The sequence below is a fragment of the Alteromonas oceanisediminis genome, assembly GCF_018474025.1.
GTDB classification, from domain to species: Bacteria; Pseudomonadota; Gammaproteobacteria; order Enterobacterales; family Alteromonadaceae; genus Alteromonas_E; species Alteromonas_E oceanisediminis.
The window spans coordinates 329,223-344,817 of record NZ_JAHCTA010000006.1 but is presented as its reverse complement, the minus strand read 5'-3'; the positions used below and the strand labels follow the sequence as shown (position 1 = coordinate 344,817).

The 15,595-nt window shown below is 48.8% G+C and carries 14 protein-coding genes; 2 read left to right on the top strand and 12 right to left on the bottom strand.

Annotated elements, in window-relative coordinates:
• Window positions 1-35 precede the first annotated feature (35 nt).
• Window positions 36-893, top strand: coding sequence for a glutathione-dependent disulfide-bond oxidoreductase (gene yghU, locus KIU71_RS12835; protein WP_214131674.1), 858 nt, complete (start codon window positions 36-38; stop codon window positions 891-893).
• Window positions 894-900: 7 nt separating this feature from the next.
• On the opposite strand, the gene KIU71_RS12830 is transcribed toward yghU, so the two are convergent.
• The 10 genes from KIU71_RS12830 to KIU71_RS12785 form a co-directional block, all read right to left on the bottom strand.
• Complete coding sequence (locus KIU71_RS12830; RefSeq protein WP_214131673.1) at window positions 901-2,598, bottom strand: putative bifunctional diguanylate cyclase/phosphodiesterase; 1,698 nt, start codon at window positions 2,596-2,598, stop codon at window positions 901-903.
• Between the two features lie 189 nt (window positions 2,599-2,787).
• Entirely contained in the window at window positions 2,788-2,940 is a 153-nt protein-coding gene (locus KIU71_RS12825; RefSeq protein ID WP_214131672.1) for a hypothetical protein, read from the bottom strand.
• A gap of 13 nt (window positions 2,941-2,953) precedes the next feature.
• Window positions 2,954-4,534, bottom strand: a complete 1,581-nt coding sequence (locus KIU71_RS12820) for a sensor histidine kinase (RefSeq protein WP_214131671.1) — start codon at window positions 4,532-4,534, stop codon at window positions 2,954-2,956.
• Window positions 4,535-4,539: 5 nt separating this feature from the next.
• The gene (locus KIU71_RS12815) at window positions 4,540-4,674 is read right to left on the bottom strand and encodes a DUF2897 family protein (RefSeq protein ID WP_214131670.1); all 135 of its coding nucleotides are present in this window, start codon (window positions 4,672-4,674) and stop codon (window positions 4,540-4,542) included.
• A complete protein-coding gene (locus KIU71_RS12810; RefSeq protein ID WP_214131669.1) occupies window positions 4,671-5,351 on the bottom strand; it encodes a M15 family metallopeptidase in 681 nt (226 codons plus the stop codon). Before KIU71_RS12810 ends, KIU71_RS12815 begins: the two co-directional genes overlap by 4 nt.
• The gene (gene dapE / locus KIU71_RS12805) at window positions 5,348-6,478 is read right to left on the bottom strand and encodes a succinyl-diaminopimelate desuccinylase (RefSeq protein ID WP_214131668.1); all 1,131 of its coding nucleotides are present in this window, start codon (window positions 6,476-6,478) and stop codon (window positions 5,348-5,350) included. Before dapE ends, KIU71_RS12810 begins: the two co-directional genes overlap by 4 nt.
• Complete coding sequence (locus KIU71_RS12800; protein WP_214131667.1) at window positions 6,475-6,831, bottom strand: ArsC family reductase; 357 nt, start codon at window positions 6,829-6,831, stop codon at window positions 6,475-6,477. The genes dapE and KIU71_RS12800 overlap by 4 nt, the downstream gene beginning before the upstream one ends.
• Before the next feature lie 8 nt (window positions 6,832-6,839).
• Window positions 6,840-7,364 (bottom strand): PTS glucose transporter subunit IIA, encoded by a 525-nt coding sequence (locus KIU71_RS12795; RefSeq protein WP_214131666.1) that lies wholly within the window; start codon window positions 7,362-7,364, stop codon window positions 6,840-6,842.
• The gene (locus KIU71_RS12790) at window positions 7,364-7,747 is read right to left on the bottom strand and encodes an ACT domain-containing protein (RefSeq protein ID WP_214131665.1); all 384 of its coding nucleotides are present in this window, start codon (window positions 7,745-7,747) and stop codon (window positions 7,364-7,366) included. The genes KIU71_RS12795 and KIU71_RS12790 overlap by 1 nt, the downstream gene beginning before the upstream one ends.
• Before the next feature lie 92 nt (window positions 7,748-7,839).
• Entirely contained in the window at window positions 7,840-8,886 is a 1,047-nt protein-coding gene (locus KIU71_RS12785) for a patatin-like phospholipase family protein (protein ID WP_214131664.1), read from the bottom strand.
• A gap of 127 nt (window positions 8,887-9,013) precedes the next feature.
• Between KIU71_RS12785 and KIU71_RS12780 the strand changes: the two genes are divergently transcribed.
• Entirely contained in the window at window positions 9,014-9,943 is a 930-nt protein-coding gene (locus tag KIU71_RS12780; RefSeq protein WP_214131663.1) for a GGDEF domain-containing response regulator, read from the top strand.
• Here the strand turns inward: KIU71_RS12780 and KIU71_RS12775 are convergent.
• Window positions 9,932-11,746 (bottom strand): putative bifunctional diguanylate cyclase/phosphodiesterase, encoded by a 1,815-nt coding sequence (locus KIU71_RS12775; protein ID WP_214131662.1) that lies wholly within the window; start codon window positions 11,744-11,746, stop codon window positions 9,932-9,934. The two genes, KIU71_RS12780 and KIU71_RS12775, sit on opposite strands and share 12 nt — an antisense overlap.
• Window positions 11,739-15,575: a response regulator gene (locus KIU71_RS12770; protein ID WP_214131661.1), complete on the bottom strand. Its 3,837-nt coding sequence runs from the start codon at window positions 15,573-15,575 to the stop codon at window positions 11,739-11,741. Before KIU71_RS12770 ends, KIU71_RS12775 begins: the two co-directional genes overlap by 8 nt.
• Window positions 15,576-15,595 lie beyond the last annotated feature (20 nt).

Below are 15,595 nucleotides of genomic sequence, written 5' to 3'. Positions count from 1 at the left end.
ATCGCAGAACAGTGTTTATTTACAGAGGAGTGATCATGACGACCAGTTACACGCCACCCAAAGTATGGGAATGGGATCAGGACAGCGGCGGCAAATTTGCCAATATTAATCGCCCGGTGTCTGGAGCAACACATGAAAAGCCATTACCTCGTGGTCAGCATGCGTTGCAATTGTATTCACTGGCGACTCCAAACGGCGTGAAAGTTACCGTCATGTTAGAAGAGTTGCTTGAACGTGGTATTGAGCAGGCTGAATATGACGCGTATGTGATTGATATCATGGAAGGCGATCAGTTCGGCAGTGGGTTTGTGGACGTGAACCCGAACTCAAAAATTCCGGCGTTGATGGATTTTAGCACGGCACCGCCAACACGCGTGTTTGAATCTGGCTCTATCCTAGTGTATCTGGCTGAAAAGTTTGGTCACTTGCTGCCAGCGGATCACGCTAAGCGCACGGAGTGCATGAACTGGTTATTCTGGCAGATGGGTAGTGCACCCATGCTAGGGGGCGGTTTTGGGCATTTTTATGCCTATGCACCCGAAAAATTTGAATACCCGATAAATCGTTTTGCGATGGAAGTGAAACGGCAGCTTGATGTGCTGGACAAAAGACTGGCTGAGCACCTGTTTTTAGCGGGCGACGAGTACAGCGTTGCCGATATAGCCGTATGGCCATGGTATGGCGCATTAGTGCTGGGGTACCTGTACGAAGCTGCAGAGTTCCTAGACGTTACCTCCTATGGGCATGTGCTACGTTGGGCGAAAAACATTGCCGAGCGTCCAGCGGTAAAGCGTGGCAAAATTGTAAATAAAACCTGGGGTGAGCCAGAGAAGCAGTTGCATGAAAGGCACTCTGCGTCTGACTTCGATTCCCGCACTGAAGACAAACGCTAAGCGTTAACTATTGCGACTTGGTTACCAGCAAACCGGCTTCTTTTTGCGGAGTGGGTTTGCCAGTGTAATAACCTTGAACCCGATCTATGCCAAGTAGCTTGCACAGTTCAAGTTGTTCTTGCGTCTCTATTCCTTCAGCGATAACCACGAAGCCTAATTTTTGAACCATGAGGGCGATTGCTTCAAAAATGGGGACTCGGTCGTTCGTTCTATGACTGGTTTGCATGGACTTATCGAGCTTTACCGTGTGAATTGGGTACTGCATTAAATGGCTTATGGAGGAAAAACCCATCCCGAAGTCGTCCAACGCGATCCGACATCCAAAGTTGGCTAAGTCATTCAATGCGACGCGAATCTTCTTATCATCTTCAAACAATGCAGTTTCGGTAACTTCAAGGGTGACGGCTCCGGGTTTAAGGTCAAGGCGGGAGATTTCTCGTTTCAGATAGCCAACGAGATCGCTGTGCATCAGCTGAACGGGCGATATGTTAATTGACATTGACAATGCCTCATTGTGCTGTTGCCACTGGCTGAGTTGGGTCAGTGCTGTAGTGACAATCCAATTGCCAATTTGATTGATAACCCGCGTTTCCTCTGCGACTGGTATGAACTCGTCTGGAGTGAAATAGTCATCCGTATCCCGCGGCCACCGGATAAGTGCTTCAAAGGAAACAGGCTGCTCTTTATTGTGATCAAATATTGGTTGATAATGGAGAGAGAATCTATTCTCACTTAGCACTTTATTCAGTTGAGTCTGGATCGTAAAGCGCCGGTTAAATTCAACCTGAAAGGCTTTTTCATAGAAACACACCTTGTTCTTACCACTTTGTTTCGCACGATACATCGCAATATCCGCGTATTTCATAAGCTCTTCGCTGGTGCACGCGTCTGCAGGATATAAAGCTGCACCGATACTGAGACTGCAAATAAAGGTATGCTCGCCAACCGCGAATGGCGCTTCCATCGCAGTTAGGATCCGGTTTGCGATATTGCTCACTTGGCCCACTCCAGTGATCGCGCCCAATATAATAGCGAATTCATCGCCGCCAAGTCTTGCAAACCCCTCATTACTACGCAGTAAGGCATTAATTCGAGATACGACCTTCTGAAGAAGAATATCGCCTGCTTCATGTCCGAGCGAATCGTTGACGTGCTTAAAATTATCAATATCCATCGCAATCAGTGCGACACTGTGCTGTGAACGCTTATTATTCGCTAACATCACTTTAAGTGTTTCTTCGAAATGGTAGCGATTCGATAGCCCAGTCAGAGAATCCTTTTCTGCCATATTCTTTACAGCGATATAACTAGCGTGCATTTTTCGTTCGATTTCGAAGCGCTTTTTTGCGTGTAGTATCGCTTTACTTAGCTTGCTATGAGAGATTTCACTTTTAGCCAAGAAGTCTTGTGCACCGGCTTCGATACATGACAACGCTAAGTCGTTTTCTTCGGCGGCGCTCATCATCACAATGGCAGCGTCGCCAAGGTTGGGGCGAGAACGAAGTTCAATGACCATTTCAATGCCATTGGCTCGTGGCATTTTGTAATCGAGCAGGACGACATCGAACTGTTTCTTGGCAAGAACTTCAAGGCCCTCGCCAACTGATTCCGCTTCAACCACTTCAATCGAACCCGGCTGTTCATCAAGCAGACGACGGATAATTTTTCTATCCGCCCGATCATCGTCAACAATAAGTATTTGCATCACATTACCTTGGTCACGGGACGGTTTGACTATAACCGTCAATCACTTTTACCACACACTCTACGATCTCATCAGTGTATTCGTTCAAAAATTGCTTGCCGCGTATTGTTTACCACTATCGGCTACATCATTTTCACCATTAGAAGTTATACAAACAAACCTGATTGATTGTGCGAACTCAGCAATGTTTCACCACGCGGTTAAAATTTCTCTACCGTTCGTGTATGGCATATTCAGGTTACCCAGATAAAGCGTAAACATCGTCCAACGCTTGAGTAAATAGTAGCCTGTTATAGCGTCGTCGTATTCAACGATTAACAGGGAGATTGGGTGCCGGTGCATTCTCCTGCCTCTGTCAAGACGTGCGATGATCAAACTTCAAGAATGTCTTCGGCCATTTAATCGTAAAGGTCGACCCCAATTTGCCATTTGAAGCAACCGTGATACTGCCCCCGAACGTGTTCATGTATTTATCAACTACAGAAAGACCAATTCCACTTCCTTCCTGCTGATCGCGAGATTTTAACGTCTGAAAAACACCAAAAATTTTATCAAAATATTGAGGCTCTATACCTGGCCCATTATCCGTTACGGAAACAATATAATCATGCTTGGTTTCGTAACCCTTAACAGAAATTTCTATTGCGTTTTTATCGTTATGCTTAATCGCATTGGAGATTAAGTTCAATAGTACCGTTGAAAAAGGCATTTCGGGTACTTTCAACGTTAGATCATTCACCTTAATCTGACAATGTTTTGGTGTATCCAACAACTGTTGCAAATCGTTCACTTTCTGCTGCAATTGCAACTCAACGGGCGGCGTTGATTCGCGTCCTGCCCGCGCATAGGTCAGTAAGTCACTTAATAGCTGATGCATACGATTGGTGCGATTCACTACCAGTTGGATATTTTCTTTAGACTCTTCAGGTAACAGGTCATAACAGTCTTCCTGTATCCACTCTAACAAACGCTTAATCGCGTTTAGTGGTGCTTTTAAATCGTGTGAAGCAATATTCGTGAATTCGTCTAGGTCGTTATAGGCACTTTCTATATCGCGAATAAGCATCTCTTTTTGCGTGATGTCGCGGCAAACACACAGTATAAACGGCTCTTGGTTGGCATCATGAAAACGCTGTTTTACAGTATTTACAATAATGCTGGTTCCGTCGGGCATGTGGATGTCTTCAATCGTTTCGCTGCGTCCAGACTCAAACGCTATTTTGTCGTGCTCCAAAAACTGCTCTACCTCGATAGCTTCGTACTCTTCAAATGTCGTGTACCCGATCACTTTATTACGAATGTTTTTAGGATAAACATTGAGGAACGATTCATTGGCATAGACAATGCGAAAATCTTTATCTTTGACGAATATCCAATCCTGATTATGCTCAAGCGCCAGAGTCAGCAGTTCGCTGTTTTCAATCAAGTGGGCAGCGCGCCGGCGAAGCTTTAACTGATTACTGATATCGCGGCGAAGCATGTCGATCAAGCGTTCTTGCTTGGCATCCAAGCCAGTCTGATTGACATGTTCGATGGCCAAAATACATGTTGGCGTGGCGGAATGACTGCTCAGGTTGGGTAATTCAATGGCGTACGTACAGTAGCGAGCTTGACCTATGGCCACATCAACAACGGACGAGTTACCGCTAGTGTCTTGATTGGTATAGTGTTCATGTGCCCGTTGTACTAAGGTTTCGTAATCAGCGATTGGCATGGCACTGTTACTGGCGACGACGATAGGTTCTACCGACATTTCGCCTTGAGAGCAGTGTGCATCAGCCCAACTTAAAATGCTGCCGGACGTTCCCTCCGAGACATACACGGCCATCTCCGTTAAGTCCAGTAGCAACTGGTGTTCTTCAGGCGTGAGACTAAGTTGATAGCAGTCTAGTTCTCGATTTTTTTCAATGTCGCCAAAGTAGGGGTGTTTGATCATTAGGCTTAATGCTCGGTGTCATTGTCTGAATCATCGGGCTTCTTCATTCCCCATGAGGCTGAATGTTTAACTAACATAATATTGCCGACGATGATGCCAAACACCAGCAGAACGATGATTATTTGCCAAAACGTGCTCACAACACAGGTATTCCTTTGTTTTGCACGTAGCGGAAAAAGATTTCATCAAAGTGCGCCAAAATACACGGTTTGCCGGGAAGGTGGCTTTCTTCAATTAACTGCTTAAGTTCCGCAGGATCGAACATTTTTTCAATTGCCTCAGCCGATTGCCGATGGCTAAGGTGCCAGGGTTCAGCACCAATCCCCCCGCAATATGTTGCATACGGGCGGTAGAAACCGAACTCATGCGCTCGCTCATCCAGCCATGACGATAGCGCGCCACACGGCCCACCCTGTGCGTACTCGGAATCAGTCAATTCGAATGGTTTGGGCCAAGCCTCTACCGCTGTTTTGTCGTACACATCAAAATCGGTACCCCAGTGGTGACGGCTTGCTCCGGGCAGTGCCGACCAGCGTAGGATGCTGTGCATTTTGTCAATATCGCTTAACGTGTGCGGATCCAGCGGCTGATTGTCAGCCGACAAAATAGGCAGGTGTCCATCCCACTTTCGCGCCCAAATACTCGACTGTTTTTCGAAACTGCGAAAACTGCTGAACAATTGAAGGTCGATACCATCCTGTTGCGCGGCTGATTGCATGTTGCTAAAGGGGGCAACTACCGCATGAGCCAATGCATGTTCGGAACCGATGGGGGTTAAATGCGATGAGGTCAGGCCAAGCCATTCTTTGTGGTTCATGAAGATAATAACTCCGTGAGAATGCCGCAATAAAGTACTGAGAGGGTATCTAGATCAGCGATACTGACGCACTCATCGACCTTGTGTATCGTTGCATTCACAGGCCCCAGTTCAACGACTTGTGCGCCGGTAGGCGCGATAAACCGTCCGTCTGACGTACCTCCGGCGGTTGAACATTCCGGCGCGTTGCCGGTAACGCGCTTAATGACCTTGCGCGTAGCGTCAATCAACTCCCCTTGACGCGTTAAAAACGGTAAGCCATTGAATGTCCATTGCAGTGAATAGTCAACCGCATGTTCAGCCAAGATGGCTTCCGTTCTTTGAATAAGCTGTTCAGCGGTGACCTCTGTCGAGTAGCGAAAGTTAAAACAGATATCGCAGTGCCCGGGGATCACATTCCCGGCACCTGTACCGGCGTGGATATTTGACACCTGAAAGCTTGTCGGTGGAAAATCCGCATTGCCCTTGTCCCACTCGGTTGAGCTCATCTGCGCCAAAGCGCCCGCCACAGCGTGAACCGGGTTATTCGCAAGGTGAGGGTAGGCCACGTGTCCTTGCACGCCATTGACCACCATATTGCCAGTGAGTGAACCACGGCGGCCGTGCTTAACCACATCACCGACATGGTGGGTGCTTGAGGGCTCCCCGACAATACACCAGTCAATTTTCTCGTTACGCGCTTCAAGCGTGTCAATCACACGCGTTGTGCCATTGATAAAGGGCCCTTCTTCATCACTGGTGATTAACAACGCGATTGAACCCTGATGATCCGGGTTTTGGTGTATAAAATGTTCCAGTGCTGTCACCATGGCCGCCAGGCTGCCTTTCATATCCGCCGCGCCACGACCGTGTAAATAACCGTCTTTTTCCGTGGCCTCGAAGGGGGGCGTCTGCCAACGCTCCTCCGGCCCGCTTGGCACAACATCGGTGTGCCCCGCAAAGCAAAACAGCGGCGCTTGAGTGCCGCGACGAGCCCAAAGATTGGTGATGTCTTCAAAGACAAGCGTTTCCAGCGTAAAGCCAAGCTTTTCCAGCCGCTCCCCCATCAACTGCTGGCAGCCTGCATCTTCAGGGGTTACCGAGCGGCGTTCGATAAGTGCTTTCGCCAAGGCCAGCGTATCACTCATGGTTTGAATTCCTGTTCATAGTGGTCGGCTTTAAAGCCGACAACCACTTTTTCAAGTTCCCCGTGCACAACCACAGGGCGCTTTATGAGAGTAGGGTGCTGACTCATCAACTGCAGTGCCTTTGCTTGCGTTAAAGCGGATTTGTTTGCATCGTCCAATTCACGAAATGTTGTGCTCCGTTTATTGAGCAAGGTTTCCCAACCTACTTTTGCTTCAACCTGAACGAGCCATTCGCTGCTTAGGCCGTCTGAACGAAAATCATGGAACTGGTATTCAACTCCATGCTGTGCGAACCATTTCTGCGCTTTCTTAACGCTGTCACATTGCTTGATGCCGTAAACGGTAATACTCATGTTGTCCTCTAAATATACAATGTCATCAGGGTATCCACATTACTCTGAACGCGCGCGATGCCACTGGCACTTGGCGCTTTGGGTACGATAGCGGTCAGTTTATTCGCATTGACGATAGTCAGCGCGCAGCGTAACTCCGGACTGGCAAGTTTAACTTTATTTTTGTCGATATGACAAAGCAGCGTGCCTGCCTCCACGCTATCTCCTTGGTTGACGTAGCGCGTGAAGCCGCAGCCATGCAATGAGGATAAGTCATCTTCAAAGGTGAGCCGCGCTACCAACCCATTGGATGCTCGCCATTCGACGATTTGAAGCGTGGGCAAAAAACAGCTCAGCGATGCGTTGAAAGGTGCATAAATCGCAGTACCTGTCAGTTTTATCAGTACCCCGTCACCCGCCATTCGCATCGCCAATAAAGGGCTCGTACTGTCGCTGAGTGGTTGCAGTTGGCCTGAAACAGGCGCGTTGAGCGCAATGGCGTGGCGAAATTGTTGCGGCGCTGAATCGCTAATTTTCGGCTTAAGGCAGTGCACTACCGAATAACCGTGTAACCGTCCTGCTCGAGCGCTTTCACCGCAGATTCGAGACTGGCATTTTTGACCAAGAAAAAATCAGTTTCAAATGTGCTGACCACGAAAATGCTCACTTTTGCCTGAGCTAGTACTGCACTGATACCTGCCATGATCCCTACCATGGATAAACTTAGCGGACCGAGCACTTCCAATGCTCTCCAACCGCCATCGAACTCGTCGGAATCAATCGCAATGGTTTCCGGCACAACAACAGACAGTTCTTCCGCTGTTTTGCCAATAAAAAAGAGCGGCGCCTGTAACACTTTGCTCGGGATTGGTGAATTTGCGGGTAGGCTGTGAACAGCCATTATTTCAGCCACAATCGCAAGCGTCTGTTTGGGCATAGCACTCTCTCACACATCAGTTGATACCCTCAAGACTAGCACAAATCCGTTGACGCAAAGAAGCAACAATGCATTGCAAACTGTTCGGGAAACTAAAATGAGAGCATCGGGCGGAGTTGAATATTGCTCTGCCATTTGGCGAAGTCATCGGCCAATTTTTCTGTTTCATCAAACACGGTTGACCAATAACGTAAGCGCTGTTCTGCTTTCATTTTTGTGAAGTCTTCACGGTCGGGTATCTTGCCATAAGGTAGCGAGGCAACAAATTCGCGCGACGGTACCAGCATGACCACACGGTCATAGTGTTTTGGATTGATAGGTCTTTTGAGTGATTTGTCAAACCAACCCGCTTTGGGGGCATGGCTAAAATGCGGGTAAAGGATTAAACCCTGATTACTCGGAAAGTCGATGTCAAAATGGTAATCAATAATCCCACCATCCCGATACATTCCCATGGGCGCACCGGGGATGTCTCGAATGCCCTGCATTACCAGTGGAATAGAGCCTGAGGCGAGCAGGGCTTCAGTCAGATTATTCGGTGTGAGCGGGATATGTTCAGTTGGAAATTGATAGCTATCGGCAATCTCAAGGGCGCTAAGCGGGTTTTTGAACACGACCCTGGTGTATTGACGGCTGATAAAACGTCGGTGCATGCGATTTGCAACGAGGCTTTTAGTCAGTCCAAGCATTTGCGAAAGCTTTTTTTCTGACGCGGCTAACCCATTCACTCTGGCGACAATGAAGTGAGCCCTGAAAACCGGGTTAGCAATAATGTCGTCAACGCCGTCAGTGCCAAGCACCTGAACCAGCAGTTCGCGGGCTTTATGAGTAATTTCTGCTGGTGTGACCTTATCACTATAGGTTGTTTCAGAATGATGCTTTGCCAGGCGCTCAATGGCAGCAACCGGATCCGATTGTGCAAAACATGCGGCGCGGAATGCGCCCGCCGATGAACCGATAATGTCTAATGGGGTGGTGCGGTGTTTGAAAAACTCGCCAAATAGATATTTGTCTAGACCGAATAACGTAAACCACTTGGGGCCGCCAGACGCTCCCAGCATCGCGGTAAACAATTCGGGCTTTAGGCCATGTTCAAGGAGCGTGCGGCGTGCGGTTTCACCGGCATAAAGTGTGAGCATTGAGGGCGGTTCCGTACTTTTATTATAGGTATACCATACTTGAAACAGCGATTCGACCATTCACGCATTGAAGCGCTTGCAGCCTAGCCGGAGTAGGGTATTATAATAGAAAAAAGAGTGTGTTGTTATGACCAAGCACCTAATTCTGATCGTTGAAGATGATCCCATCAATATCAATGCACTGGTTGCCGTTTTACGTGATGAGTATACGTTACTGATTGCGAAAACGCAGGCCAAAGCGCTTGAGATCCTATCGACCAACACCGTCGATGTTATGCTGCTCGACCTGAATCTACCTGACGGTAGTGGGTTTGATATATGCAAGGTAGTGCGCGGTGATCGCGAACAATACGGTTCCCCCGCGATTATTATGATGACCGGCAGCCACTCAGCCGATGACGAACTCACTTCCCTCGAACTCGGTGCAAGCGACTTTGTGACCAAGCCGCTGAATAATCAAATTCTAAAAGCGCGCATGAATATTCAAATTGAATTGCTGCGAAAAACGCGCTTGCTCAATAAACTAGCCCGCATAGATGGGTTGACTGAAGTCGCTAACCGTCGTTCGTTCGATGAAACTCTTGTACGCGAATGGCACCGCTGTAAGCGTGCCGGTCAGCCGTTATCATTGCTGCTGGTTGATGTCGACGAATTCAAAAAGTTTAACGACCTGTACGGGCATGCCATGGGTGATCGCTGTTTGCGCAGTGTAGCTAAAGTGTTAGTTGACGTTTTCAAACGCGCTTCTGATTTAGTCGCCCGATTTGGTGGCGAAGAATTTGCCGTTATTATGCCGAATACCACGCAACGGGATGCTGTTGCGCTGGGCAATGTGGCATTGCAGAAGATGGTTGAGCAGGGCATCGTGCACGAACAATCATCGGTGCATAATGTGGTTACCTTCAGTGGTGGATTGATCACCACATTTCCCGTGGATGTTGACTTGACCGCTGAGGAAATCATTCAACAGGCTGATCGTCAACTCTATGCGGCGAAACATGAGGGCAGGGCGCGTATCATGCCCGCGCTCACGCAGGCTGCCGCGCTAGCGGTGTGACAAATTGTTGGAAAATACGTCGATATCTTCTGGCTCGTGTAGGCCGAAACCCTGTAGGTAATCAATGTCGAGTGTCTCCAGCAGTGCTTTCGCGGCCTGGGTTTCGACACATTCTGCGACGACACGAATCGATTTCGCTTTTGCAATTGCCACTATCGATTCGATCATACGCCGGTTCACGGCATCGGTTTCGACATCCCGAACGAACATGCCATCGATTTTGACAATATCGATGGCTAATTTTTTGAGGTACTCATAGGATGACGTGCCAGTACCAAAATCATCCAGCGAAAACTCGCAGCCCAGCGGTTTAAGCCGAGATATGAATTCGATCGTGGCGTCTAAATTACTGATAGCGGAAGATTCTGTGATCTCAATACACAGCTGTGACGGATCGGCGGCATTCGACGTTAACAGCCCAGTGATAAAATCGACAGCGCCTTCTTTACCAATAAATTCGCCGCTGATATTAACCGACAACTGAAATTTTTCGGGGAGCGTTTTTAGCGCTTCAATTGATTTGGTCAGCACATATTTGTCAATCGCATCGATAATGTGAAACTTCTCAGCGACGGGAATAAAGTAACTGGGGGGCTGTAACCGGCCCGTGCCGTCGCGCATTCGACTGAGTACTTCCGCTTTAGTAATGGTGTCGTTTTGGGTACAGTGAATAGCTTGCACATGCAGTTTTATTCGCTCTTCTTCCAGCGCCTGACGGATCAGCGGTACTAAGCGCATTTGCTGTTGCGTTTTGTCAACGTGAGCGCGAGTGACGTTGTACACTGAAATTTCGCCACCACCCTTAAGCTTACTTTGATAGCAGGTGCGTTCGGCAACGCTGATCAAATGAGAAACTGAATCGATACTTTCGTCAATCTCTACCAAACCCATACTGACACTGTGTTTGAATCGGTCGCCCATCCATTCAAACTCAAAGTTCTCCAGTGCTGACTTGACCGCTCTTACTTTGGCAATCGCAAAACCCATGTCGGCGGAACGGAAATACACGGCAAACTCATCGCCGCCGATACGGGCAGCAATATCGTCTTTGTCTAACTGACCGCGCAGTACCTCGGCAAGCTGACGCAAGATCTCGTCACCGGCGAGGTAACCACAGGTATCATTAACAATTTTAAATTGGTCCAAATCGGTCAGGCACAAAAAGCCTTTAGTACTGTTAGTCTCTGCTGATGCCATTTGCTCGGTAAGCTTTTCTTCCAGTGCAAAGCGATTGTACATGCGCGTGACAAAATCATGGTGAGACAAAAACGACAGTTTATCCTGCAAGCTACGCCGTTCATTGATTTCTCGGCGCAGATTTGCATTTGTGTTTACCAGCTCGCGAGTACGCTCCTCAACTTTTTTTTCTAAACGTTCGTTCGCGGAACTGAGCAACAGGTTGGTCTCATCCAGCGCCTTCAGGCTGGCGGACAAATGCAGGTGCGTGCACACCCGTGCCTGTAGCGCATCGCTGTCGACCGGTTTAACAATGTAATCAACACCGCCTACACTGAATGCTTCTGCGGTATCCTGTTCACTGCTGGTCAAAAAGATGATGGGGATATCCGCTGTTTTTTCTGACTCTTTGACCGCCCGGCACACGTCTAAACCGGACATACCGGGCATGTTAATATCCAACAGAATGAGGTCGGGCAGTTCACGCTGCGTAACTGATAACGCCGATTGCCCATCCGTTGCCACCAGTAATCGAGGTGCAAGGGGCGCTAATTGCTGGGCAATAACGCGTAAGTTAATTGAGTCATCATCGACGGCCAGAATGGTAAAACGGGAGAGATCACGCATGGTATTTCCTTATCACTGCAAGGGCAGCTTCATAATCAAACTGATCAAGCGTGTTGATGAGTGTTTGGCGAACCGACGCAGGTAAACCATTTTCCATGTTGTCGAGTTCATCGAGTAGCTTCTGGGGAATAATTTCACTGCGCTCGAGCAGCGGAATAAGCTCGCTCAACAGCCCATCGATCGGACGTACTTCGCCGCTGGGTTTTTCCGTTTGATTGGCCGCGAGCAACTGCTCGGCATCCTGTAACGACAATTTCAAAACCGCATCGAACGCCACGGCGTGTTGAGTTTCCAGAGAATCTTCTTCGAGTCGGGCTTCAATGCGCTTAGCTTCCTCAAACACAGCGAGAAATCCCATGTTCCCGCTGGTTCCTTTCAACGTGTGCACGACAGAGGCCAGCTGGCTTTGCGCACTACCTTCATCGGTTAGCAGCGCCGCCAGAGACAAATTTTGATATTGGCGCAAGTAAACCTGCAAGGATTTTACAAACAGTGCTGGTTTTTCTGCCAGAGCAGGAGGCGAAGCCTGCCAATCCATCGTGTGCAGCGTGGAGGGCAGTTTGACCGTCAATTCTGGACGCGCGCTCGCCGTGCTCTCAACGGATTGAGCTGAACGAGGCAAACGCTCGGTTGTTTTGATGAATTTACGCAGCTTTGTGCGTAGCGTTGATATCACGATGGGTTTAGGAATATGGTCGTCCATGCCGGCAGCGAGACACTTTTCGCGGTCGCCTTTCAACGCATTGGCTGTCATGGCGATAATCGGTATGGTCCGGTATTGGTCGCCACATTGCCCCTCACGGATCTGGCGCGTTGCCTGATAACCATCCAGTACCGGCATTTGGCAATCCATGAGAATAGCCGTGTAAGGTGCTTCTTTTGCGTCGCTTAGCATCTGCAAAGCAATTTGCCCATTTTCTGCGTGATCGCAAGACAACCCAATCGACAACAGCAAACCTTCTGCAACCATTCGATTAACGTCATTGTCTTCAACTAACAGGAGCTTGGTATCTTCATGCCACGCGCATTCAGTCGCCCCTTCGCGATTAATGGAATGCAGGGAGTGCTCTGAAATAAACAGTCGCTCGCTACTTAAGTGTTTATTGGCTGCCACCATCGCAATAGCGTTAAACAAATCCGACGTGACCACCGGTTTGGTCAGGCAGCCATCCAGACCAAGCCGAGCCAGATCAGCCGTTGGGATCTGACTCGACATGCTGCTTAACATCAGAATAGGGAGCTTGGCACCATCCACATATCGACGCACTTCTTCGGTCAAATTTAACCCGTCTTTTTCGGGCATGTTCATATCGGTGATGATCAAATCAAACGGAAGTACATGTTCGATGTCGTCGGTATTGGCGGAGTTCAACGAAAGACAATCAGTGGCTTCATCAACACTGCTTACGCAGGTGGGCGTGGCTCCCCAACTCTCTAGATGGGCACTGAGAATATCCAGATTTGTTTGATTGTCATCCACCACCAAAATACGCCAGTCTGTGAGGCTAATATTGGGCAGCTCAACAATCGGTTTGTCATTTGCTTCAACGAAAATACTGAATACAAAGCAGCTCCCTTTGCCCATCTGACTGTCTACCGAGATATCGCCACCCATTAACTCAACCAGTCGTTTTGCGATGGCGAGGCCCAAGCCGGTTCCGCCGTAGTGTCGGGTGGTCGAGCTATCGACCTGCGAGAACGATTCGAACAGAGTATCTATCTGTTCAGGGGCGATGCCAATGCCGGTGTCGCGCACTTTGCAATGCAGACGTAAACCTTCGGGTTCTTCTTCAAGGCGCGCTTCAATATACACTTCACCGTTGGCGGTAAATTTAACCGCATTGCCAATCAGGTTCATTAATACCTGTCGTAAGCGCAGGGGATCGCCACGCACGGATTCAAAGGTGACTTTTGACACATCCACCAGGATCTCGGTATTTTTATCATCGGCTTTCAGTGCCAACGCCTGAGCGCTTTCTTCAATCAACTGGCGTGGATTAAAATCCACCCGTTCGATTTGCAGCTTTCCGGCTTCAATCTTGGAAAAGTCAAGAATATCATTGATGATTGAGAGCAAACCTTCGGCGCTGCTTTTGGCGACGGATACTTTCTTTTTCTGATCCAGTGTCAACGTGGAGCGGTTAAGCAATTCGAGCATACCCAGCACGCCGTTCATCGGGGTACGTATTTCATGTGACATGCGCGCCAGAAACTCACTTTTTGCGGCGTTGGCTCGATTGGCTACTTTAGACGCTTCCTGTAATTGTTCTTCAAATTTCTTACGCTGAGTAATGTCACGGCTCACACCCAGTATGCCCTGTTCGCATTCATCGTTTAAACGCACCGCTGACTTACGCGTTTCAAACAGCAAGTGACGCCCGTCATGGTGAGTTGTCCAGCGTTCCATAACGCGTGGTTTACTCGACGCCAGCGTTTCTTCATCATCTAATTTGAAGGCTTTAGCTTCCGCCGCTGAATAGAGTTGCTCGTCGTGATAGCCCTCAACCTCATCAATGCTACGGCCCTGTAACTGAGCGAACGCTTTATTCACTCGAAAATAAACGCCGTTTGCGGTTTTGCAGAAAATGGGGTCGGGCACCGCATCAAATACCGTTCGTATAAGTTCGCGTTCGTCGCGAAGCGTATCTGCCGTCTCTTGCAGTTCTTTCGTGCGCAGCTTAACTTTTTCATCGAGCAGGTCGGCAGCACGACTGAGCGCGCGCGAGGCTTTATGCGACATAACATAAAATAGATAACCCAAACCCAGCGCCAACCCCGTGATAATCACTAACAGCGTGATGACGGTGACGCGTGCTCGAGTATAAGCGCGCATCGCTTCCACGTGATCAATTTCGACGGTGATCCCTGCGTTTAGAAAATCGAGCCAATCCCACACGCCAATCACTTCAACCCCGCGATAATCGCGATAGCCCTCTAACTGTGAACCGGCTTGCCGGGCAAGTGCGCTCTCAGCCATTAACGTGAATGACTGTTCGTTGCGCGGCAGCGTGGCTCGTTGGTTGTGGGTTAAATCAACGCCGGGGTCACGTACATCCACATTCAAAATAGCGCTTTGTAACGCGTTATCGAGCAGCCCTGTGTTGAGTAAATCGTCGGTGAAGCGACTTTCTGATATGAGCACGCCCCGCTCATTGAACAGATAGGTTTCACCGGATTCGCCAATTCTCCCTAACTGTGCAATTCGGCTAAGCTGCTGCTCCGGGAAATGATGCGAAGCTAATACGCCGACAACCACATCGTTGAGTACCACGGGCGCTAGAAAGTGCGACATGACCCGGATCCCCTCTATGGTAGGCTCGCGGGTAGGGGGAACAAAGTGGGGTGTTTTCGTTGTAATGACTTTCTTAAACAGCGCGTTATAGCGCGAAACAAAGGCAGGTGTTTGATCTGAAATGGTCGAGGCCGTGGTGATCAGGCGCACACCCTCTTTATTGAGTAAATCAAATCCTTGATGACCTTGTAGACGTTGTAACTCGAACAAACGAGTATGCAATAGCTCATCCATCACAGCTTTGCTGGCAGCGCTGGCACTGTCATCGGTAATAACCCCTACCGCTTGAGTAACACCGGGTGTATTGGCTGCCTGAGAGATTTCATTAATGTTACCTTCATGCCACAGCATCAGCGCGGCTTGAGTGGTATCCATGAGGGCGGAAAGGGATGCGCTCACTTCTGCTCGCACGTCCTGCTGGATGGTGCGAAGGGCGAAATGCGCCAATACAGTCGATATTGCAACTAATATAATGGCTGCAATGATAGCTGTTCTAACGAGTTTTTTACTGGATGAACCTAAAGCACGTGCTTTCAAAGCATAACCGCTATTTTAAT